This is a genomic window from Cupriavidus sp. 05L411 (assembly GCF_056398045.1).
This window is the reverse complement of sequence record NZ_JBFTOQ010000016.1, coordinates 40,210-59,574: the sequence shown is the minus strand read 5'-3', so window position 1 is coordinate 59,574 and position 19,365 is coordinate 40,210. Positions and strand designations below refer to the sequence as shown.

Annotated in this window: 27 protein-coding genes; all 27 read right to left on the bottom strand. The window is 62.0% G+C overall.

Features of this window, described 5'->3' with window-relative positions; all coding sequences use genetic code 11:
• Window positions 1-6 precede the first annotated feature (6 nt).
• Window positions 7-717 carry an ABC transporter permease gene (locus AC1DQR_RS20075; protein WP_477133643.1) on the bottom strand — a complete coding sequence of 237 codons (711 nt, stop codon included), beginning with the start codon at window positions 715-717 and terminating at the stop codon, window positions 7-9.
• Window positions 714-1,046: a head-tail joining protein gene (locus tag AC1DQR_RS20070; RefSeq protein WP_477133642.1), complete on the bottom strand. Its 333-nt coding sequence runs from the start codon at window positions 1,044-1,046 to the stop codon at window positions 714-716. Before AC1DQR_RS20070 ends, AC1DQR_RS20075 begins: the two co-directional genes overlap by 4 nt.
• On the bottom strand, window positions 1,046-2,110 hold the full coding sequence (locus AC1DQR_RS20065; RefSeq protein WP_477133641.1) for a major capsid protein: 1,065 nt from the start codon (window positions 2,108-2,110) through the stop codon (window positions 1,046-1,048). The genes AC1DQR_RS20070 and AC1DQR_RS20065 overlap by 1 nt, the downstream gene beginning before the upstream one ends.
• Window positions 2,111-2,217: 107 nt before the next feature.
• Complete coding sequence (locus AC1DQR_RS20060) at window positions 2,218-3,150, bottom strand: head decoration protein (RefSeq protein WP_477133640.1); 933 nt, start codon at window positions 3,148-3,150, stop codon at window positions 2,218-2,220.
• 27 nt (window positions 3,151-3,177) lie between these two features.
• Window positions 3,178-3,798: a hypothetical protein gene (locus AC1DQR_RS20055; protein WP_477133639.1), complete on the bottom strand. Its 621-nt coding sequence runs from the start codon at window positions 3,796-3,798 to the stop codon at window positions 3,178-3,180.
• Window positions 3,799-3,824: 26 nt separating this feature from the next.
• A complete protein-coding gene (locus AC1DQR_RS20050; protein WP_477133638.1) occupies window positions 3,825-4,703 on the bottom strand; it encodes a S49 family peptidase in 879 nt (292 codons plus the stop codon).
• On the bottom strand, window positions 4,700-6,361 hold the full coding sequence (locus tag AC1DQR_RS20045; protein WP_477133637.1) for a phage portal protein: 1,662 nt from the start codon (window positions 6,359-6,361) through the stop codon (window positions 4,700-4,702). The genes AC1DQR_RS20050 and AC1DQR_RS20045 overlap by 4 nt, the downstream gene beginning before the upstream one ends.
• Complete coding sequence (gene gpW, locus AC1DQR_RS20040; RefSeq protein WP_477133636.1) at window positions 6,361-6,606, bottom strand: gpW family head-tail joining protein; 246 nt, start codon at window positions 6,604-6,606, stop codon at window positions 6,361-6,363. Before gpW ends, AC1DQR_RS20045 begins: the two co-directional genes overlap by 1 nt.
• A gap of 7 nt (window positions 6,607-6,613) precedes the next feature.
• On the bottom strand, window positions 6,614-8,779 hold the full coding sequence (locus tag AC1DQR_RS20035) for a phage terminase large subunit family protein (RefSeq protein ID WP_477133635.1): 2,166 nt from the start codon (window positions 8,777-8,779) through the stop codon (window positions 6,614-6,616).
• Complete coding sequence (locus AC1DQR_RS20030; protein ID WP_477133634.1) at window positions 8,715-9,332, bottom strand: hypothetical protein; 618 nt, start codon at window positions 9,330-9,332, stop codon at window positions 8,715-8,717. The genes AC1DQR_RS20035 and AC1DQR_RS20030 overlap by 65 nt, the downstream gene beginning before the upstream one ends.
• An 89-nt stretch (window positions 9,333-9,421) precedes the next feature.
• A complete protein-coding gene (locus AC1DQR_RS20025) occupies window positions 9,422-10,096 on the bottom strand; it encodes a hypothetical protein (RefSeq protein ID WP_477133633.1) in 675 nt (224 codons plus the stop codon).
• A gap of 1 nt (window position 10,097) precedes the next feature.
• Window positions 10,098-10,385, bottom strand: a complete 288-nt coding sequence (locus AC1DQR_RS20020) for a hypothetical protein (RefSeq protein ID WP_477133632.1) — start codon at window positions 10,383-10,385, stop codon at window positions 10,098-10,100.
• Window positions 10,386-10,543: 158 nt separating this feature from the next.
• Window positions 10,544-10,810, bottom strand: a complete 267-nt coding sequence (locus AC1DQR_RS20015) for a hypothetical protein (protein WP_477133631.1) — start codon at window positions 10,808-10,810, stop codon at window positions 10,544-10,546.
• A 417-nt stretch (window positions 10,811-11,227) separates the two neighbouring features.
• The gene (locus AC1DQR_RS20010) at window positions 11,228-11,668 is read right to left on the bottom strand and encodes a hypothetical protein (protein WP_477133630.1); all 441 of its coding nucleotides are present in this window, start codon (window positions 11,666-11,668) and stop codon (window positions 11,228-11,230) included.
• 202 nt (window positions 11,669-11,870) lie between these two features.
• The gene (locus AC1DQR_RS20005) at window positions 11,871-12,341 is read right to left on the bottom strand and encodes a hypothetical protein (RefSeq protein ID WP_477133629.1); all 471 of its coding nucleotides are present in this window, start codon (window positions 12,339-12,341) and stop codon (window positions 11,871-11,873) included.
• 84 nt (window positions 12,342-12,425) lie between these two features.
• Complete coding sequence (locus tag AC1DQR_RS20000) at window positions 12,426-12,767, bottom strand: hypothetical protein (protein ID WP_477133628.1); 342 nt, start codon at window positions 12,765-12,767, stop codon at window positions 12,426-12,428.
• Window positions 12,764-12,958 (bottom strand): response regulator transcription factor, encoded by a 195-nt coding sequence (locus AC1DQR_RS19995; RefSeq protein ID WP_477133627.1) that lies wholly within the window; start codon window positions 12,956-12,958, stop codon window positions 12,764-12,766. The genes AC1DQR_RS20000 and AC1DQR_RS19995 overlap by 4 nt, the downstream gene beginning before the upstream one ends.
• The gene (locus AC1DQR_RS19990) at window positions 12,955-13,365 is read right to left on the bottom strand and encodes a hypothetical protein (protein ID WP_477133626.1); all 411 of its coding nucleotides are present in this window, start codon (window positions 13,363-13,365) and stop codon (window positions 12,955-12,957) included. Before AC1DQR_RS19990 ends, AC1DQR_RS19995 begins: the two co-directional genes overlap by 4 nt.
• Window positions 13,365-13,694: a hypothetical protein gene (locus tag AC1DQR_RS19985; RefSeq protein ID WP_477133625.1), complete on the bottom strand. Its 330-nt coding sequence runs from the start codon at window positions 13,692-13,694 to the stop codon at window positions 13,365-13,367. Before AC1DQR_RS19985 ends, AC1DQR_RS19990 begins: the two co-directional genes overlap by 1 nt.
• 171 nt (window positions 13,695-13,865) lie before the next feature.
• Entirely contained in the window at window positions 13,866-14,882 is a 1,017-nt protein-coding gene (locus tag AC1DQR_RS19980) for a Lar family restriction alleviation protein (RefSeq protein WP_477133624.1), read from the bottom strand.
• The gene (locus AC1DQR_RS19975) at window positions 14,872-15,972 is read right to left on the bottom strand and encodes a hypothetical protein (RefSeq protein WP_477133623.1); all 1,101 of its coding nucleotides are present in this window, start codon (window positions 15,970-15,972) and stop codon (window positions 14,872-14,874) included. The genes AC1DQR_RS19980 and AC1DQR_RS19975 overlap by 11 nt, the downstream gene beginning before the upstream one ends.
• 344 nt (window positions 15,973-16,316) lie before the next feature.
• The gene (locus AC1DQR_RS19970) at window positions 16,317-16,916 is read right to left on the bottom strand and encodes a hypothetical protein (RefSeq protein ID WP_477133622.1); all 600 of its coding nucleotides are present in this window, start codon (window positions 16,914-16,916) and stop codon (window positions 16,317-16,319) included.
• Window positions 16,913-17,233, bottom strand: coding sequence for an endonuclease domain-containing protein (locus tag AC1DQR_RS19965; RefSeq protein ID WP_477133621.1), 321 nt, complete (start codon window positions 17,231-17,233; stop codon window positions 16,913-16,915). The genes AC1DQR_RS19970 and AC1DQR_RS19965 overlap by 4 nt, the downstream gene beginning before the upstream one ends.
• Window positions 17,234-17,277: 44 nt before the next feature.
• The gene (locus AC1DQR_RS19960; protein ID WP_477133620.1) at window positions 17,278-17,550 is read right to left on the bottom strand and encodes a hypothetical protein; all 273 of its coding nucleotides are present in this window, start codon (window positions 17,548-17,550) and stop codon (window positions 17,278-17,280) included.
• A complete protein-coding gene (locus AC1DQR_RS19955) occupies window positions 17,547-18,488 on the bottom strand; it encodes a hypothetical protein (RefSeq protein ID WP_477133619.1) in 942 nt (313 codons plus the stop codon). The genes AC1DQR_RS19960 and AC1DQR_RS19955 overlap by 4 nt, the downstream gene beginning before the upstream one ends.
• Entirely contained in the window at window positions 18,488-18,931 is a 444-nt protein-coding gene (locus tag AC1DQR_RS19950) for a nuclease domain-containing protein (protein WP_477133618.1), read from the bottom strand. The genes AC1DQR_RS19955 and AC1DQR_RS19950 overlap by 1 nt, the downstream gene beginning before the upstream one ends.
• Before the next feature lie 23 nt (window positions 18,932-18,954).
• The gene (locus AC1DQR_RS19945) at window positions 18,955-19,251 is read right to left on the bottom strand and encodes a hypothetical protein (protein ID WP_477133617.1); all 297 of its coding nucleotides are present in this window, start codon (window positions 19,249-19,251) and stop codon (window positions 18,955-18,957) included.
• Window positions 19,252-19,365 lie beyond the last annotated feature (114 nt).

The window sequence follows — 19,365 nt, the reverse complement described above, 5'->3', positions numbered from 1 at the left end:
GTGCACCTATTGAGGAAGCGTGATCGTCAGTGCGCCCTCGTCTCGGCCATCGGGTCCGGACAGGCGCTGCTCTTGCGTTACCTGCTCTCCGTCCGCCAGCACAACAGACGAACCGTCACTGAGCGTGACAGGTGCACCAGGCTGAACGGCATCAGGGAATGGCGGGTCGGGATACTGTCCGCGGGCATCGAATGGCTCCACGGCATCGAAGTGGATATTCACGGTCTGCAGAGGTGCCACTGGAACCGAATAGAAGTCTTCAGGCCCCTGGTAAAATTTGGCTTCGATATGCAGCGATAGCTCGGCTATCGGCATGTCGCCCTCCGAGCTAGTGTTGATGTCGGAGTCGATGGATGTGAACTGCTCTACTCGCTGACCGAACGCAGCATCCAACCAAATGGCTGGGTTATTGATCAGGGCTACCTCGATCTGCGCCCTCAGCCTTTCCGCCGCCGCAAGCGCCACCGCCGAACCACTGTCCGCCGGACCGGCCGGAGCTTTAGTACGCGCTATGACTTCAAACGTGGTGTAGACATCGAACTGCGGAGCATTGGGCCCCAGCGACACCTTTCGCTCCTTGCGAGCGTGCACCAGGATCGAAGGGTAAGCGGTCGGTGCGGTCGGCCAATCGAATGGCGAATAGACAGCCTGGCCCGCATCAGTCGCACCCTTCAGCGCATCCACGAACAGGCCACGCAACTCTGCGGAGGTGGTCATGGCGAGCTAACCTTGCTGAGCAGCAACTTCATGCCGCCGTGGCTATCCGGGCGCGCGTCGCGCACGACGTAGGTCGTGTTGACGCTCAACACCGAAAGCTTGTCGCTCTGAAGAGGCTTCGCCGGGAACTGGGAAAGCTGGATGCCGAGGACCGCACTGACTTCGGTCACACCCGTCGATGCATCCTCGAACATCACTTCCTTGAGGTAAGCATCGTCGAATACACCCGTTATCGAGAAGGCCCCGCCGGCGGCCGGCATGTATTTCACCGGCTCACCGAAGGTCTTCATGCTTGGCCCCAGCACCAAGCCATCCCAGTCGATAGGCATTACGACCCCGCGCGGCCGCTCAGCAGAACCTCGGGGCGAGTGCACAGGTACAGCGGGTACGAGTACGCCTCCATCTTCCACCACATGCGGCGATCGCGATCTACGATCGGCAGCACATACACCGGCGCACCAGGCTGGTTGATGAACTCCGCCGACTCGCCCGGGGCCAGAACTTCCTGAAAGATGCCTGGTGCGTTCACCGGGAAGAACTTGACCTTGTCGTCTGGAATCTTGATGGTCGAGTTGTCGTCCGAACCGCGGTAGTTCACCCAGGTGATGCCATCGAACTCGACAGCATTGAATGCATCACCGAAGCTGTCATCGCGCAGCCGGCGCGCATCTTCGAAGTTAACGAACGTGCGGATCACGTCGGGGTGATTCGTGAGCTGGTCGTAGAACGTGTCACCGCACAGCCCCATGACCGACGTGGTCTGAGTGAACGCACCTTGGGCCTTGCGAGCCATCGTGCGCTTGACGCCGTTGACGATAGGACGAAGGCTGTTCGGCGTTCCAGCCGACAGGTTGAACGCCGTTTCCGCGGCCTGCGTGATCTGGAACTCGTCGAACCAGTTGTACAGGACAGAGCCGTCTTTCGGATCAAGCACCAGGCCTTGCACTGCAGCGAGACGCAGGTATTCCTTCGTGTACTCGACGCTGGCCAGCAGGCCGGTCGGACCGGCCAAACGGCGTGCCACTTCGCGCTCGAGCTGCATCGGCACGGTCACGATCTGGCCAGTCGGACCTTCCGGGAACTCGCGGATGTTCTGGATTTCGTAGGTGTGGATCGTGTCGTCGTGCATCAGACGCGGCACGTCGAAATAGCGCATCTTGCGCTTCTCGGTCGTACGCTGCGTGCCTTCGGTGCCGCGCTCGCTGAAGCCGATGAGCTTCAGCGTACCGGTACGCTCTTCGACCGACACCGCAGTGGTGCGGATCGGATTGGGATCGAAGATGTTCATGCGGCCCAGTGCGCCCGGTTGGTACGGGTTGCGCTGCACGCCTTGTGTCAGGGTCAATGCGCTGAAGGCGTCGCTGTTGAAGATGTCAATGATTTCGCCAGCCATGGCTTGTTCCTTTTTGGAAAAAGAAAAGCCGCCTCGCTGGCGGCCTATTGAATTACGGAAACGAAAACGCCGCCCGTGGGCGGCTTGCTGGTCAGATCAATTGCGTGTTACCGCGGCTGGATGCCGAGGGCCTTCAATTGCGCGGCGGCGGTGGCGATCGCGGCGGCACTCATGCCGGTCGGCCAGACCAGTTCAGATGCGTTCACCTCGCACTGACGGACGACCACGGCGCAGGGCTTGTCTGCGGTCGTGACGTCCTTGGTGGCAAACAGAATGCCGCTGGGAACCTGCGATCCGTCCACGTTGGCCGGGTCGAAAGGCTTGTACTTGCCCGATCCAGCCGCGACCGTGACCGCGAAGCTGTCGCCAGGGACGAACGCCGTGCCACCGGCCGTGATCGTGAACGAGAGGCCGCCCGCCTTGAAGGCAACGCCGGTCGTTCCGTGCCCGACTTCCGCTCCCGTCGGATCGGACACGATGAAATGCGTCGCGTCATCGAACTCGACAGCGTAGACACCGACCTTGGCAGCGTAGCCAGCGGCGGTCAGCGAACCCATCGTCCCGTTACCGGTGTTGGATCCGCCGGCGGCGGAAGTAATGCCCGGGTTACCGGGTGCGGCAGTGGTCGTCACCGTGAAGGTGTCACCAGCCACGAAGGCGGTGCCGCCGGCCGTGATGGTGAAGCCGATACCGAGAGCGCTGAATGCGACGCCTGTCGAACCTGTTGCAGTCTGGCCATCCGGCGCGGTGACCGTAAAGGCCGTCGCAGCGGTGAACAGGACGTTATAGACGCCGATCATCGTTGCCGGCGCAACCTGCGGCGTGATCGCGCCGAACGTGCCGTTGCCGGTGTTTGCGCCAAGTGCAGCAGCGGCTGCGGTCAGCGCCGAAGTGACGGTGCCGAGCACGGTGCCGGCCAATACCTTGACGCCACCGGTCAGCGTGCCTTGATCGATGGACTGATGGCCGTTGGCCAGCGAGACGATAAAGCCGCCGTTGTGGAGTGTCTCCTGAAACGGCGTGTAAGTGGGGTTACCCATGGTTCAGTTCCTTTGGGGCAGAAGTGGTTAGCGGCGGCTCGACGGGTTGGCGGCCTTAAGGTTCGCGTCCCAGCGAGCCGCCAACGCTTGCTGAGGAGACGGCTTGGCACCTCCATCGGCGCCAAGGATCGGGTTCCGCGATGCTCGGTTGACGTGCGCTGCCGATGCGGGAGCCGGCGCGCCCTCGAGCGTCGCGATCGCTTCAGCGCGTGTCATCCGTGTCTTGAACGCAAGGTTCGCCGCGAGCATGGGATTGCGAGCGGCAGCTTTGGAAGCGAAGATTGCAGCGCAACGCGCTTGCTCACGCAGCCGGGCGCGAGCTACTGCGCTCTTTCCGCGCATTTCTTCATCGTCGTCTTCGGCGTCCGGATCGGTGTCGTCATCGTTCTCGCCACGTGCACGCGCCTCTTCTTCCTTCTTGCGCTCTTCCTCGGCCTTCGCCTCTTCGTCTTTGCGCTCTTGTTCGGCTTTGCGGGCCTCCTCTTCTTCCTTGTCCTTGTCTTCCATGCGCTTGGCATAGTCATCGTCCGACTCGCCGTCGCGCTGTCTGCGCTCGTCGTCTTCACTTTCTGCGCGAGCAGCGCGGGAGGAAATGCCGACGAGATGGGCGAACGAGAGCCCGCGCGCCGCGAGGGTGCGAATACTCATATTTGGAACCTCTTGGGTGGGGAGTGTCAGCCCAGCTCGACGAGCAGGGATTCGAATGCTTCGTCCGGCGCCATCACGGCGTCGGCAAAGCCGATCTCGACGCCAGCGGCACCGAGAAACGTTGTGGCCTGCGTCTTTCGAACGATTTCGATAGGCAGATTTCTGTTGCGGGCGACGGTAGCAACGAAGAGCTCACCCATTTCGTCCACGTCGGCCTGGAATCGCTCCAGCGCCTCCTTGGAAAGCGGGCTAAATTGATTCCCGTCTGCCTTGCGATCGCCGTATTTGATGATTGTCACGGCAATACCGGCCTTGTCGATCGCCTTACTTTGGTCTATGTGCATACAAATCACGCCTACTGAACCCGTGCCACCAGTGCGGGGAACCGTGATCTGCTCGCACGCGCTGGCCAGGGCGTACGCCGCGCTATATGCGCATTCACTCAGGATTGCCAGCGTCGGCTTGACACTCCGCGAGCTGTAAATCAGGTCGGCCAGGTCAAAGCAGCCGGCCACCTCGCCGCCAGGCGAATCCACCGACAGGACAATGGCCTTGACCTGGTCATCATTCAGAGCCGCAAGGAAGTTGTAGCGGATTGCGTTATATCCGAGCATCCCCGAATATGGCCGCAGATTACTGCTCTTTTGGACCAGTGTCCCAGAGACGTCGATGATTGYGACACCTTGGCTCAGATCGTAGGGCGTTTCCTCATAGGACTCAGTCGGACCATCATCCCAATCGTCATATGCCATCGGCTTGACGATAACCGGCGCGTCGCCGGCAAACGAGACATCACCGATGCCGAATCGGCTTGCGAGCGCCTTCGCAATCACCTGCCCCTTCGATGGGTGGATCGCCAACGGAACATCGAAGATCCGCGCTGCTGCAAATGGATAGCTTTTCATTCTGCTTGTGGCTCCCCGGCAGCTTCCGTTGCGGCCTCTCCAAACCATTTCGGCGGAGGCAGGCCAAGTCGTTTGAACTCAGCGACTTCGATCGAGCGCTGGTGCAAAACTTCTTCCCAATCGAGGCCTTGCTCTGCACACTCGCGCTTCAGTGTCGATAGACCACCATCAAGGCCAAGGATCGCTCCTTGCTTTTCCTTGACAGGGTCAACCCAGCCGCGCGCTACGCCAAGCCAGTCGCAGCGTGCGTATGCCGTTGCTGCCTCGACAAAATCGGGCGCATTGCGCGGGAGCACGTCATCCAGATCGCCGCGATCCATCCCCTCCTGAAGCCAGGTTGCATACATGGGTGTCGCAGTTCCGACCTTGTACTCAGTGTTCCGCCTCGATAGCGTCTTCCAACTCTCGAGCAATGCAGCGCGAGCGCTTGAGTAGTTTGTCTTCGACCAGTCCTGCGTGATCTGCTCCGCGGATACACCCAGCGCGGCAGCTATCGATCGGAGCATTTCGTGTGCAAAGTCCGAGAAGCCGTCATGCGGATGCGCAGCGGCTACCTGCTTGATCTCTTCGCCAGGCGCCAGGGTCGGCACGCGAACATTGTTCAGCATCGCCGGCCGCTCTTTCGCCCAATCCGCACGCAGGTCCTGATAGAAGCCCAGATCTTCGCCCTCGCTGTCCATCGCCGATTCGATCATCTTGGGATCAAACGGGCTCGTCACGTACGTGCCGAAGATCGTCGCCACCGTAGCGGCCTGCAGTTCGACGCCGTAGTACCGCGCAAGCATCTTCGCGTGCTTGAGCACCGGGGTGAATATGCCGATGCCGCGGTGCTGACCGGCGCGATCACGCTCAAAGTCATGAATCACACGCCGCCAGCCATCCGGATCCTCGCGTTCGATGCGCTCCCATACCATCGACTCGTAGGCGTTGTACCAGTCGTTCTGCTCGGCCTTCCGGATGTGATACGCGATCGGCACGCCGTTCTCGTCGATCTCCACGCCGCCGCGAAGTTGCCTGGTATCCATCATCTGATATGGATTCGACAGACGATCGGGATCAACCAGTAGGAACGCCGTTGCGTACTTAGCCGCACCGCGGCCGATGCGCTCCGGCATCCAGTATGTGACGAACAGACTTTCGCCATCGACCAGCTTGTGCCTCAAACCGAGGCGCAGCTGTTGCGAGATAGTGAGCTCCCGGGATACATCGTTGTAGTGCCCAAGGTCTTCGGAGTAGCCGCGCCACAGCGCCTCAACGGCGCGGCGGAATTCATCGGCCCAGGTCGCATCGAACCCTTTAGCGAGCATCGAAAGGGCAAGATAGTCGGGGTTCGCCGACAACCGTAGGTGCGCACCAACCGTGTTGTCGAGAATCCGGGTGACACCGCCAGACGCCCAGCCGTCATTACGCGCCAGATCCCTGTGACGCGCGACCATCTGGTCGCGGTGCAGGTTGATTTCCGAGTCCGGCGAGCGAATCCAGGGCTGCCAGTTCCCCATCTCGGGCGTCTGATAGCTCGACGCCTCATAGGGAAACGCATTTGAGTACGGCGGCACGGAGAGCACCGTACCACCCAGCCCAGTATCAGCGCGCGCACGACCGCCGGCAGGCAGATCCCCGAAAGGCTTGCCGCTAGAGTCGACGATAAGGGATGGCATTAAAACAAGATCCTTCGGGCCCGCGGATAGTGGCAGATGATGCCGAGTGCCTTCTGCAACATGAGGATGCCGCGTTGAATCTGCGCGATGTCGCTCTGCTGATACGTGACCGACTTCGTGCCGTCGCCCTGGTTGTAGGTGGCCGTCACGATCTTTCCGCCCATGGACAGGTCGAAGTAGGCCGCCTGCAAGGCGGCCAAGCGCGACTGCATGTCGGCAGTGTTCATTCCGTCCGTGATGGCCATTTCTTTCCTATGCCAAGCGACTGGCGAGAGACTTCTTCGCAGGTTTTGCGTTTGCTGCCGGGGATGCCGTTGCATCCGGCGTCGTCGCCGGCGGCGACGCGTCCGTAGCTGGGGGTGCCCAGACGCCATCCCCGCCCATCTGCAACGGGATGGCTATATCATCCGCGCGCTTGTTCAACTTGAGCCCGAGGTGAGTCAGGCCGCAGAGCGCACCATAGGCATAGACCCGGCAGTCAAGGGCCTCATTGGCACGCCCTGGCGGCAGCTCCCACACCCGGAATTTTTGGCCGCTGACGACTTTGACGACAGAGCGCTCGGACGTCAGCTGCTCGAAGTAGCCGATGTCCCGATCGTTCGGGAAATGCATGTAGCCGGCGCCCGGGTCCTCGACGTGCAACCGGTTTCGGATCGTGTCCTTGGCCGCATTGACCCCCAAGATGACGGGGCGGAAGGACGCCTTCGTGCGCCTTGACGGCTTCTTCACCGGCCAAACCGGGTTCCGCTTGCCAGCAACTGCCGACTCCCCCTTGATCGCCCACACTCGCCGGCCAAGCCTGGCCTTCGAGAAGTCATAGACTTTCTGCGTATGGTGACCGCCGGAGTCGATACAAACGGCCATCGCCTCAAAGCCGCGGCCATCCGCGCGATGCCAAATCCGGTTCAGCAGCGCATCAAGGCGCTCCCAGGGATCTGGCGTTTCCATATCACCCTCGATCACCTCGTAGGCAATCGACCAACTCTCTTCATTGCGACCCCACCCGACCACCTCAACTTCGAAACGGTAGTCCTGCGTATCCACACCGACGGTGATGACGGCAACGCCGTCAGGCACTGCGGCCGGCCATCGCTCGCCCCGCGAGAGCAGCGCATCGAGGCGCAGCGTCTTGCCCGAGTTCGGTCGGTATGGCAAGCCGGCCTGGGTATTCCACCAGGTCTGCTTCTTATCCTCGTCGCCCTGAGCGGCAAGCCACTTCGCTGCGATGTCAGACGGTTTGTCCTTCTGCCACGGGCTGTAGAGCTTCCCGGCCTGGAAGCCGGCATGCTCGTTATCGACCCGCCAAGTCCCGCAATCAGGGCACTTAGCCCTATAGACTGCGTACCTGTCGCTTTCCCACCAATCCCACACGGCCGACAAGGCCGCTTCTATTGTGGTAGAGCGCTCGTCCTCCGGGCCGCGCCAGGCGCGCTCGTAGTCATCGAGCGGGACATGTCGATTTCCACAGCACTCAAATGGACGTGTCTGATGCCATCGAACTGAGCGCAACGAACGAAGGCGATCGCCTTCGGACCAGATCTCGCCACACGACTCGCAAGCAATGCGCGCCGTCTTTGGGAAGTGCTCGAGCACATTCCCATTTTCATCGCGGCGTTTGTCCCAATCGACATGCTTGAAGAAGTCGAGGAACATGCGGTGCCCGCAATGCGGGCAGGCCACCGATGCGCGTCGCTGATCTGAGTCCTTGTAGCTGCTCTCGATCCGGCTCTCGTCCTCAACCGTGGGCGAGCAGGCGCGGACGGAGAGCCAGTTCACACCGAACGTCGCCGTACGCTCTTCGGCCAGCGCGATCGGCTCACCTTCCCGCGTGACAGGGTACTTATCGACCTCGTCCGCGAGGATCACTCGCACCGGGCGCCGCGCCAGGTTGTCCGGACTGCCGGCGCCGGCTAGGGCCAGGAATCCACCTGGGAACGCCTTGAACAGCAGCGTCTCATCCGCGTTGCGGGTCTTGCTGGTACCGACGAGATCCCGCAGAACCGGTGTCACACGGATCAGTGGGCTGATCCGCTCCTTACTGAACTGCTCTGCCGCGGCCTCCTTAGGCTGCAGCAGCAGGATCGGGCACGGATCCAGGTGGGCGAAGTACCCGAAAATATTCTCCAGCAGTGCCGTCTTGAGCAGCTGCGTGCTGACCATCGTCGTGATGACGTGGACGCCGGGCTCGGTGACAGCCAGCATGGGGCCACGCGCCACCTCAACGGTCGACGTCGACCAGTTACCCGACGTGCTGCCGGCCTCCTTCGCCAGCTTGCGATACTTGTCCGCCCATGCCGGCACGCTGATGCGTGGCGGAGGTGTCCATGCCCGCCGACAGGCGAGCCGCAACCGTTCAGCCTTCTCGTTCGGTGAAATTGGCCTCCGGCTCACCGAGGTCGGTGATTTGCTTGTGGACATGCGCGGTGAGGGCCTCGGTAACCTTGTCTGCTTCGAGACCGAGATCAGCGGCCAACAGCGGGCCTACCCGCGTCGGCCAATTCAGCCATGCATCACGCTGCGCACGGAACTCCTCGAAAAGGATGGCTTGCGCGGTATCGAACTCGACAAGCGACCCGGTCTTCTGTTCGTACTCGAGCTGGCGGAGCAGCGCGAGGTACGTTTCCTTTTTCTCTAGCGCCTCGGCGTAGGTCATCTTGACCTCGCCGGAATCGGCTAGCCGCTTCGCCGCCTCATGCAGGCTCTCGCCATCGGAAATCGCCGGCTCGGTGCGAACAGGCCGCGAACTGCGAACCCGGTGCGAACTGTTCGCACCGGGGTTCGCAGGGTTCGCACCCTTCGCATTCGCCTCGCGCCAAGCCGTTCCGACCAGCGCCGGATCAAGCGAGCCGTCCTCGAAAGCCTTGAGCCTATTGGCTTTCAGAGCTTTGCGAACTAGCGTGTCAGAGCAGCCGTCACGCCGCGCGAACTCGCGGAGGGAAATGCCAGCGGGCAAGGTGCGAACCCCTTTCAAGATTCATAGCTGGGGTTACAACGCGGTGCGCAGTGCCCATGCCGCAGGAACACTCAGGAGGGACCCGTTGTTTTTGTGCAACAAATCCCCTATTTTGCGGACCGCATCGCCGCCGCCAGAGACTTCGTCAGCTCGGCCTTGAAGTGCTCGGCGATGGTCTTGGCAGCGATCTCGCGGTAGTTCAGCCGCTGCTTCACAGGGATAGCATCGCCGAACCGCATCAACAGCTTTAGCTTCCCCGTGGTATTCGAACCCCGCGCTACCTTCGACTTGCCTCGGACCTTCTGATCCTTTCTGATGAACGGGCGCTGCCACAGCCCATTGATCGTCTCGCCCCGCTTCGTCTTCACTGCACCGATGAATGTGTCGGGGCGACTCTTGAGAGATGCCAGCTTTCCCGCGGAGAAATTTCCGTACTTGTTCAGCAGCGCCTTATCCTTCGGGTTCAACCAAGTCCTACCGCTGCCGATCAGCTTGTGCGCGCCGCCCTTTTCGAACGGCTCCAGGTACGCAGCAGCAATGTCCTTCACATAGATCGTCGCGGTGAGCCCACGCTTATCGGCGCGCCGTACGGCCACGGAGTTCAGCGTGAATGGCGTTGGGCGGTCCAACACCTTGGTCATGTTCTCGCGCTCGGCGAGCTGCACCTTCTTCGCTGTGGCGTTCAGCGCCTGGGCCGTAGCGAACGGCACTTGCTTACGCGCGAAGTTGTCGAGGCTACGCTGCAATGCCTTGACATCGAAGCGGACAGAGATGTTGATCATGCTAAGCCTTAAACCAAGCAGCAGGGATCACCTCCGCCGGCGGTTCCTTCTCGAACAAGGGAACGTCATGCATCATGCGAGATGGAGCACCGGGCGGGAAAGCCGTCACCGACACAATGGCGCGTGCCCCAGCCAATCCAAAATCCGCCTCTTCGATGCCGGTGACGATTGCCGCCACTACGCGCCGTCCATTCAGCCACAGGGCCGAACGCATCAATACAGTGTCGCCGATGAGCTCGGCGGCCGCGCTAGCTGCATTGCTCTTTGCGGTCTTCGCGGGTTTTGCCATGGCCTGATCGCCTCAATAGGAATCGCGCCAGGCTTCAGCTAAGCGCCGCAAACCCGCCAGCAATGAGATAGCGGAAAAGAAAAAGCCCGCACGACGGGGATCGGCGGGCAATCCCAGGTGGGAGACCTGAGAGGAGACAACGGAAATACAGCGTCAGATCAAGCGGATGGACACATGCGCCATCGAGCCTGGATCACGGGGCGGTCGCGCTTGACCATGCGAAGCACGAATTCGGCAGCCGCGTCGATGCGGGTGGCGGGCAGGCGATCCGACGGCAGCTTCGGCGAGACAACTCGGGCCGCATCGACAACCCAGTCTCGGGCGCGGCGATACGCGCGGAAGCCGAGGTCGATCACGGTGCGCCAGCAGGCGGTGAGGCTGAGCGCGAGGGAGCACGCCCATACGACGAGGAACGAACGTTTCATGTCATCCTTCCATTGTTGCCGCGGCTACCGGCGGGAGGCCCTTGCCGTAACGGGAAATACCCAGACCGAACCACTCCCGCACCATGATCTCGGCGACGGTACTCATTAACATCCAGGCGTACATGGTCGGCTCAGCTTTGGTGTGCCGCCGCAAGCGGCAAGGGGATAGGAGCTATCTTGGGGTGGACCGCTGGGCGGCACGCCAAAGCCGGCTGAAATGCAAAAAACCCGCGAGGCGCGAACCTGGCGGGCTTCAATCCATCGCGTTCCGTCTAGAGACACGCATCCCTCCTAAGGGATGCTATGTCTCGGTCTTAACCGGTAACGCCACGATGGGCAATCAGTAATCTGGGCGTAGCATAGTGCAGTTTTTTTTCAACAACAAGCATTTCGGCTGGTTCTCATACCAAAGCACTATCACGCCATCACCCCCATTTCCTTAGCTTGGGCCAACACCCGATCAGCCTCTTCCTTGATACGGTCCCGCGCGTCCAGGATGCCTAGAATGTGAAGCATCACCGAAACCGCTTTCGCGTGCCGGACCTTCCAGTGCTTGAGCGTGTTCGGTGATGCCCCATATTTCCTGACAAGGATGCGGCAGACCATATCCGGCGGCATCCTGTGGACATAGTGGTATTGCAGCAACCGCTTCTCTAGCGGCGGAATGACCATCTGCCAGGCCTGCTCGAGCAACCATCCGTCCGCCACATCTTTCAAGACTATCTGCTGGGGTGCCTCGGTGTCGTCCTGGCGCCCGAGCGCTGTCGCCAGCTTTGCCCATGATGCGCAGTGCTGCGGCTGCCAGCGCGGATCACGAACCACTCTTCCCCAATTTTCCAATCTCGCTTCTATCGTCATCCGTGTCCCCGGTCAAACAAATCACATCTCCGCCCGTATTCCCGCTTCTTGAACTTGCACTCCCGCAGTTGCTCCCCAACTGGGTCTACGAAAGGTGATCGGTGTATGCACCCGCCGCAGGCCTTGTCCGCCCTGCTCCGCTCTTCCTCCCGGCGGATGGCTATCTCTTCCGGGGTCAGGCGGTACATGTAACTCGGGTGGATCAAGCTGCCTCCTTTTTGTCCAGTTCAATGCGGATCTGGGTGATCTTCACCAGGTCACGGGCATAGTCCGACCGCATCTCCATGCTTTCAGAACGCAATGCCGCCAGCGCAGCGCGCGAGGCATCGACGTCGGATTGCTGTAGAGGCATGCTGTAGCGGATCTTCCGCACCAGGAGGCGGAGCGGTTCCAGCGGGAGAGCCCGGCGCTGCCGGCTGGCGTGGATCTCGTACGCGGCCACAACGCCCTCGATAGCCGGCGCCGTCTCGTACCAGCACCCATCATTGCAGTCCTGAAACACCGGGACGCCGGCGGTGGTCGCCGTCACGGTACCGTCGCGCTCGATGGCATCGAGGATCTTCTCCAGCGGGCGGAATACAGCATCCACCTTCCAAGGCTCGGTGCGCAGCTTCAATCCGCCGGCATTCCAGGCTTGGCGGTATGGCTTGCGGGTCTTCTTGTTGCCAGCCATATCAGCGCACCATCCCCCATACGATCGGCATGACCACGACGGCCATACCCAGAATCACAAAGGCGTTGCAGATAGCGTCCGTGCTCATCGATAGCCCTCCCGGAAGTCCTTTGCGACGGCGCGAACGATGGCCCGGCGGCACGCGGCGCGCCGGTTAGAATGGCTCGCCAGTTGCTCGACCACCCCGCCGACCGTGATGATGGCGGTGGTGCCACGGGAAGGCGGAACGTCACAATCCACCATAAGCCGGAACGTCTCGGCGTCGTCGTTCAGCGGGTCGAACTGGCGCCATTGGCCACCGGGCTCGCGGATCTGGATCACCACCAGGTCACGCGCGCGGAATCGCTGCACCTCATGCCCAGCGGCACGAGCCGCCCGCTCCGTCAATATCAGGTCCTCCGTGGAGAGAATGCGAGGGCCGGTCATACGATCCCCAGGGAAATGGCCTTGACTGCCACTTCCGTACGGTTGCTGGCGCCGAGCTTGCGCATGATGCTGGACACGTGCGACTTGATGGTGTGGACAGAAACGCCGAGCTCGCGGGCGATCACCTTGTTGGCCTTCCCCTGCCGCACAAGGGCGAGCACATCGGCTTCGCGGTCGGATATGGTGGTCATACCTTCTCCTTGGGCGCTGCGGGAGCGGCGGCGAGCCACTGTTTGCGCTGCCTGATTCGTTGAATGGTCCGCTTATCGACGCCGTATAACCTCCCAAGACGACGGCATCCCAGCGGAGATTCGTGGATCTCGGCTACCTGTTCCCTGGTGAGCTTTGCTTGCCCATTGCATTCCCCGAAAGCCGGCGCACCCATTACAGCAGGCAGCGGGGTCTCTTTGCGATGACATTTCGCGCAGATCCATTCCACTTCTAGCGGCTTGGAGTAATCATGGTGATGGCCCTGGATGATTGAACGACCATCTGAGCAGACGCCAGTCGCCCCGCACTTGGAGCAGGCTTCAGGACGCACCAGAATTCCTTTCTTAACGGCGTAATTGAGCTTCCTCTGCGCTCTCTGTTTATCCATTATTTCACCTCATGATTCGGAGCGGCGGCGAGCATGGCCCGATACGCCTCTACTCCGACGTACGCAGACGATTCGAATTTCTCGCTCTTTCCCCATTCTTCTGCTTGGTATCGAGAATAGCCGTAGACAGACTCTCCCGCCGCGTCTTGCATCTCATCGGTCGGCTCAACCGGCACCAGCTTCCACCCCTCCGGCGCCCCTGCTGCGGGCGCTCGGCGGGCGGCTTGCCAGATTTCCGCGCGGTCGGGGAATCGGTGATTGGTTTCGAGGAATATCCGTTCCCACGCCTCAAAATCCCCGCTCTCCAGCCGCTCTGAGGTGTCAGTCATGGCTGGCTCCTCGTTGAGCTTCCCGATCTGCCCAAAACTTCAGCGCAGCGTCTGTGTCGGCTTGCGAATGTCCAGCCTCAACAAGACGCGAGCGCAAGACGGCGACAGTGTGAACGCCATTGAACCGAGCGAGATTCACGGCTGCACGCAATGCAAGAAGGATGGCGTCGTTCACTTCCCCTCTCCTTTGGCGATTGCGGCGCGGCGTTCCTCGTCTTGACGCACTGCGGTGCCGCACGGGTCAAGCTCGTCGTCTTGGCAGTCGCAGCCGATGCAATACCCATCTTCACCTAGCCTCCGCTCGCTCACCGGCACAAAACCTTTGGCCGGCGCATCGCGCTTGTCCTCGCTGGGCTGCTCTGCGGCCAAGGTGGCGAGAGCGCGTAAGCGGTCCACAAAGTCGCAGTGGTAACCGTTCACCTCTGTGCGGCAGCTGTAGTCCAAACAGGATGCCGCATAGGCGATGGCCTTACGATCTTCATCCGTCAACGCCTTGGCGCTCGGTTGCGGGCGAATGCGACACGTCGCGCAAATGCCTTTCCCGTGCCTGGCGGAATAGGTGCCGCCGCATTTGCCACAACGGTGTTGAAACGGGCGAAGTGGTGCGGCTAGACAGCGCGAGCATTTCCCGCACGCCGTTCCAAGCTCCGGCGCGCCTTTGCACACTAACGCCTGTTGCACGCTGGCGCTCGGTTGCCCCTCCCCGTCCTCCTGCGTGCTGGCTGCGGGCAATTCCGGCTGGGCGAGTAAGGCCGCCCTCCATCCTGATCTGAAAGCATTGCGGGATTCGACTTGCCGCGCCCACGGGCAGGATTCCAGCGCCGATTCCATCTGCTCATCCGTCAACGCCTTGGCGCTCGGTTGCGGGGCGGCGAGGAGGGCGAGGGCGCGCTTCCTCAAATCATCCGAAGAAAGTGGCAGCGGATGATGCGCAATGTAAGTGAGGAGCTTGTACGCCTCATCCGTCACCACGCTCGCCCCCATTGCGCGGGTGTCGGGGCGGCGGTTCCAAGTCTCAGCCAATTTCGGCTTAACCTCATCGCCACATGCAAAGCGCAACCCAGTGGAGGCATTGCAGGACGTGCACACAATGCCTTCGCCGCCAAAATCCGACGATTCCTCATCCACGATTTTGAAAAAGTAGGCAGCCCCGCCACAAAACGGGCACGGCTTCAGTTCATTCGACATGGCTCTCTCCCTTTTCGGCCTGCGATGCGGCGAGCCGAACGGCCAGGCCACGAAGAAACGCCGCCGGCTCAGGCGTTCCGTCCCGATCGAGCCAGCCGGCGATCATTCGCAAACTCTCCGCTTCGTGACCCGTCAGCGCGGCAGGCGATGCGACCGGCGCAGGGGCGGCATAGAGCAAGTCACCTGGCATTACTGCGGACGGGCGCAACCAAACCGTGTGAGGCATGTCGTCTTCGTGTAACCCGCCAACGCGCGCCACCGGCTCGCTGCCACCCTCATTGGGAGCGGACTGGGCGCATCTCTCGGCGAACGCCAGCGCCTTCACCCAAATGGTTGCTGCCGACTGGTCTGGACGAGCCGCGAGGGCTGCTCGCATCGCGTCCTCAAACGCAGCAGACATGCGTTCATCACCGGCGCTACAAGATTCACCAGCGCACCAGTCAGGCGATCCGCAACGGACGCACTTTTCACCGTCCTCGCTCCACTGGTGTTCCGCCCGGCTGGCAGCTTCCGGCTCATTGGAAGCGGACGTCGCGATTTTCAGTGCCCGCACCTTGTTGATCAGAAAACGCAGCCGCGATCCAAAGAACTCTGAGCAGCAAGACGCCGTGCGTTCAATATCGTCCAGCGTGAATTCGCCGCTTTCATCATCTGCGCCATCATTCGGTTCCGCCCGGCTGACAGGTGCTGGGGGAGCGGCGCGGTCAACTACCTTCACCATGCATTCGTACGCATTTGGCGCCGCGTATGCGCCACCACCGAAACAGTGTTCGGTCAGGTCGCGCCAATACTGTGCGTGAACGCTATTGACACCGGCCGTCGGGCCTGCGGTGGGCTTTGCCAGCTTGGCTTCGAGTTCACTCCGGCGCAATGTGATGCACTGCGAAGCGTCTACCGTCAGCTCACCCTCACTGGATGCCCCTTCCGCCGCTCGCCAGGCCRCAGCTGCCACTTGGGCTCGCATGAGCGTGCTTTCGCCGACCGTCCTTGTCTGACCGTCGATAAAGGCAATCACAAACTTGGACAGCCCTTCGTCTGGCTCGCCGGGGGAGGATGCTTGGGGCGCGGCGTAGCGATCGGCGACGTTCACGCAGGAGCCATCATGTGGGGCATGGCCACATTTGAGGCAGATAGCGGTCATAGCAAACCCCGCGCCGGCATCACCACAGCAAATGCGATGACCACGCCCGCCAGGCCGCCAATGACGAAAGCAGGGATATGCTCATCCAGGTACTTGAAGATCTTGCTCATTTTGTCTCCGTTGTCGGTCTTGCAATTCGAATGCCGCGGCTCATGGGGCAATGTGGCGCGGTATGGGTGTTGCCTCCGCAATTCGTACAGGTCATCGCCGTTTCTCCCAGACCACCAGAGCGCCGACGATCACCACCACCAGCGCAAACCAAATGAAAGCGGGAACGTCCATGTCACCCCCCCTCAGTCGGAGCTGCAGGACGAACTGCCGCTGTCCGACGACGAACAGCTATCCGAGGACAAGCTAGACCCGCTATCCCAGTTTCCCGACGCGCCGCCGCCGTCGAAGGACCCGCCCCGGCTCACCGGCGCCGACCAGCTGTTGCCGAACGAACCAGAATCCGCGGCACTGCCATCGTCCGAGTGACTGGAGAGCAGCATCGCCGCCGGCAGCATGGACATGCCGTCATCGGTCGTGCTCGAGCGGGAAGCGGACCGGGCCGGAACTGCTGCCGATACGGCCGAGCGGCGCGGGACGGACGCGGCGGCCACAGCGCGCGACGGCGCTGCCGGGCTGCGCTTCGGCGGCCCCTGGGGATTCAGCCGGGTGGCCAGGCCGGTGATCGTCGGCAACGGCGTGGCGGCCTGCACCGGCTTCGGCTCGAACCAGCGAGCGCGGCGGCCACAAGTCTTCGCCACGATGTCGATCGGGAATCGGTCTCCCCGGTTGTGCTCGACGTACGGCCAGCGATTTTTCGGCGCCGCGCACGTCGCGAAGCTGCCTGTCGGATCGGCAAATCCTGTTTCAGGCCGATAGTGCTTGCAGTCCCTGCAGTCCTTCATGCTCTCTCCCTCATCGCCGCCAGCACCACCGCCAGCGCCTCTCCCGTCTTCACCTGGCCCGTCGTGAACCGCAGCACCGTCCACCCCTGTGCCGCGGCCGCGTTGTACTTCTCCAGGTCCGCCTGGTAGCCCGAGCCACGGGTATGTCGCCCGCCACTCCAGGTACCGCCCTCCACTTCCACAGCCAGCCGCTTCGCCGGCCATGCAAAGTCAAACCGCCACTTCCGCACTGCGTCGAACCGGTGTTCCCGCTCCAGTCCGAGCAAACCCGATGCCTTTAGGTGGAGGGCAAAGATTTCTTCGCCCGGGCTTCCCACGCCGCGCGGGCGTCTCGGCGCAGCCGGCCTCCGAATCCCGCCCCTCACGTCTCAACCTCGCTGTGGATCTCGTCCCTGACCTGCACGCCACTGATCGGGCGCAGCCACGCATCGAGCACGAAGCACTCGCTGACCGGCCCCTTTGCATGCACCCAGGGTGTCGGGAACTTGCACCACCACGCCGGCCTCTGGTCTTTCGACGGATCAGCGAATGGAGCGCGCAGCCACATAACCTCGACAACCTTGCCGTCCAGCGTCTTTCTCGGCCAATCGGCCGGCACTGCGATGTAGGCGAGAGTTCCCGGTTTGCAGTTCATTCCGCATCCCCGATCGGCGGATGGCCGTAGATGTACTGGTGGATCTCGGCATAGCGCGAGCTCTTGGTGCGCAACAGATCGGCCATGAGCTCGTCGCGCCAAGGGCCCTCGCCAGCAGCCTTGAAAACGCGGACCTTGTAGTCCGGGAAGTGCTCGCCCTGCGCTTTTTTCCAGACGACGCGGTGCTTTGAGCCTTCAGCCTCGATGGCCTCGTTGCTGCGCCACCACTGCGGACCGGGATTCGTCGTGGCCGCAGCGCCACCGGCAGCACCGGAGCCGGCCAGAGGGCCTTCGCGCCGAACCCAGTTGCGCCAGGTGGCTTCCCAGTCGGCCTTGCGCGCATTGGCGCCGCCGGCAGCGTGCCAGTGGTCCCGGAACATCTCGGCCACCTTGCGGGTGTGGTCGGCCGTCCAGCTCGGGTGCTCGGTCAGCGCCCACTCGCCCCACGGCTTGGGCAGTACCCAGCCTTTCGGGAGACGTGTCGCCTTTCCGGCGGCGGCGGGTGGCGAAGCCGACCCGCTCTCACCCTCATGAACCACTGAGGTATCTGCTTCTGTATCTGTATCTGTATCTGCTTCTGTATCTGGGGGCGTTGCTGCAACGTTGCATGCCTGTTGCACTCCCTTCTTCTTGCCCTCCCGATGCTTGCGAGACCGCCCTGTGCTTGAGTCTGAGACGAATTGGCGCTTGTCCCAATTGCAGAGGTTCCACCCCTCGTCAACAAACCCCTTACGCACAAAAAGCGCCTTGGATTCCGCTAGTTCCTCGTCGCTGAGACGGAGGGCGAACGCCAATTCATCTTCTTGCAACGTTGCAAGAGCGTTGCTGCAACGGAGGCAGAACAGCATCATGAGGCGACGCTGCATCGGCTCGGACATGCTCTGCACCTTCGCATCGGTCGCGAACTCCGAATACATGCGGAACCACGGGTTGGACATCAGACGCCCTCCCCGGCCGGCAGCGCGGCGCCGCCCTGCTTCGCCAGCTTGATCGCACGCATGGGCACCCAACGGGCGTATGCGGCGTCCCAATAGGCGCGGCGCTCGTCCTTGCTCAGGCGATTGCCCTGGTCGATCTGGTGGTGGCACCAGCCGCAGCCCGGCACCGTCTTCTCGTCGTCGGCCTTGAGGCCCATTCCCTTGCCGTGGATCTGCTGATTCGAGTGGCAGGCCACGACAGATTCCAGGGGATGCGCCGGGGCGCCGGCAATCAGCAGGTAGCACGGCTCGCCGCGGCAAGCCTCAGCAAACCGGCGCTGCGCGATCGGCCGGCGCGTTGCCCGCTTCTTCTTGAAGGCGCTCGGCACCAAGCCGGCCACCTGTTTCAGCCAGGCGTTCGATTGGAGCGAAGTGCGGCGCTGCAGCTGAGCGCCGCGCTTCATGGGGCTGCGTCTGGTCAGCATCGTTAGAACAGGGCCCCTTGCGGGTGCGGTCGGCGATGCGGGCGGATCGTCTTGCCCGTGACCTTGCAGGCGCGCGCCGGGCCACGCTCGACCTTGCAAAGCTCCTCGCGCAGTTCGTTGACGCGTGCGCTGAGCACGTTCACCTCCAGGCCGGTCAGCTTCTTCAGCTCCTGCAGCGAATAGTCAGCCGGGTACGGCGCCATCACAGCCAGGATCTGCCGTTGGCGCGGCTCCAGTTCGCCAGCCTTCTTGGCCTGGCGGTATGCACGAATGCTTGTGTCTGCTACTGCGGTCTGCATGCGTCCTCCTATGCATTGACGGGCTTCGCGTCCCGGTACTGCTCGCCTTTGAACCCCGAGTTCCACTCAACGTGTGCGTCGGTGCCCGGCGGCCAGTGCGGGTTGTCGTCAGGC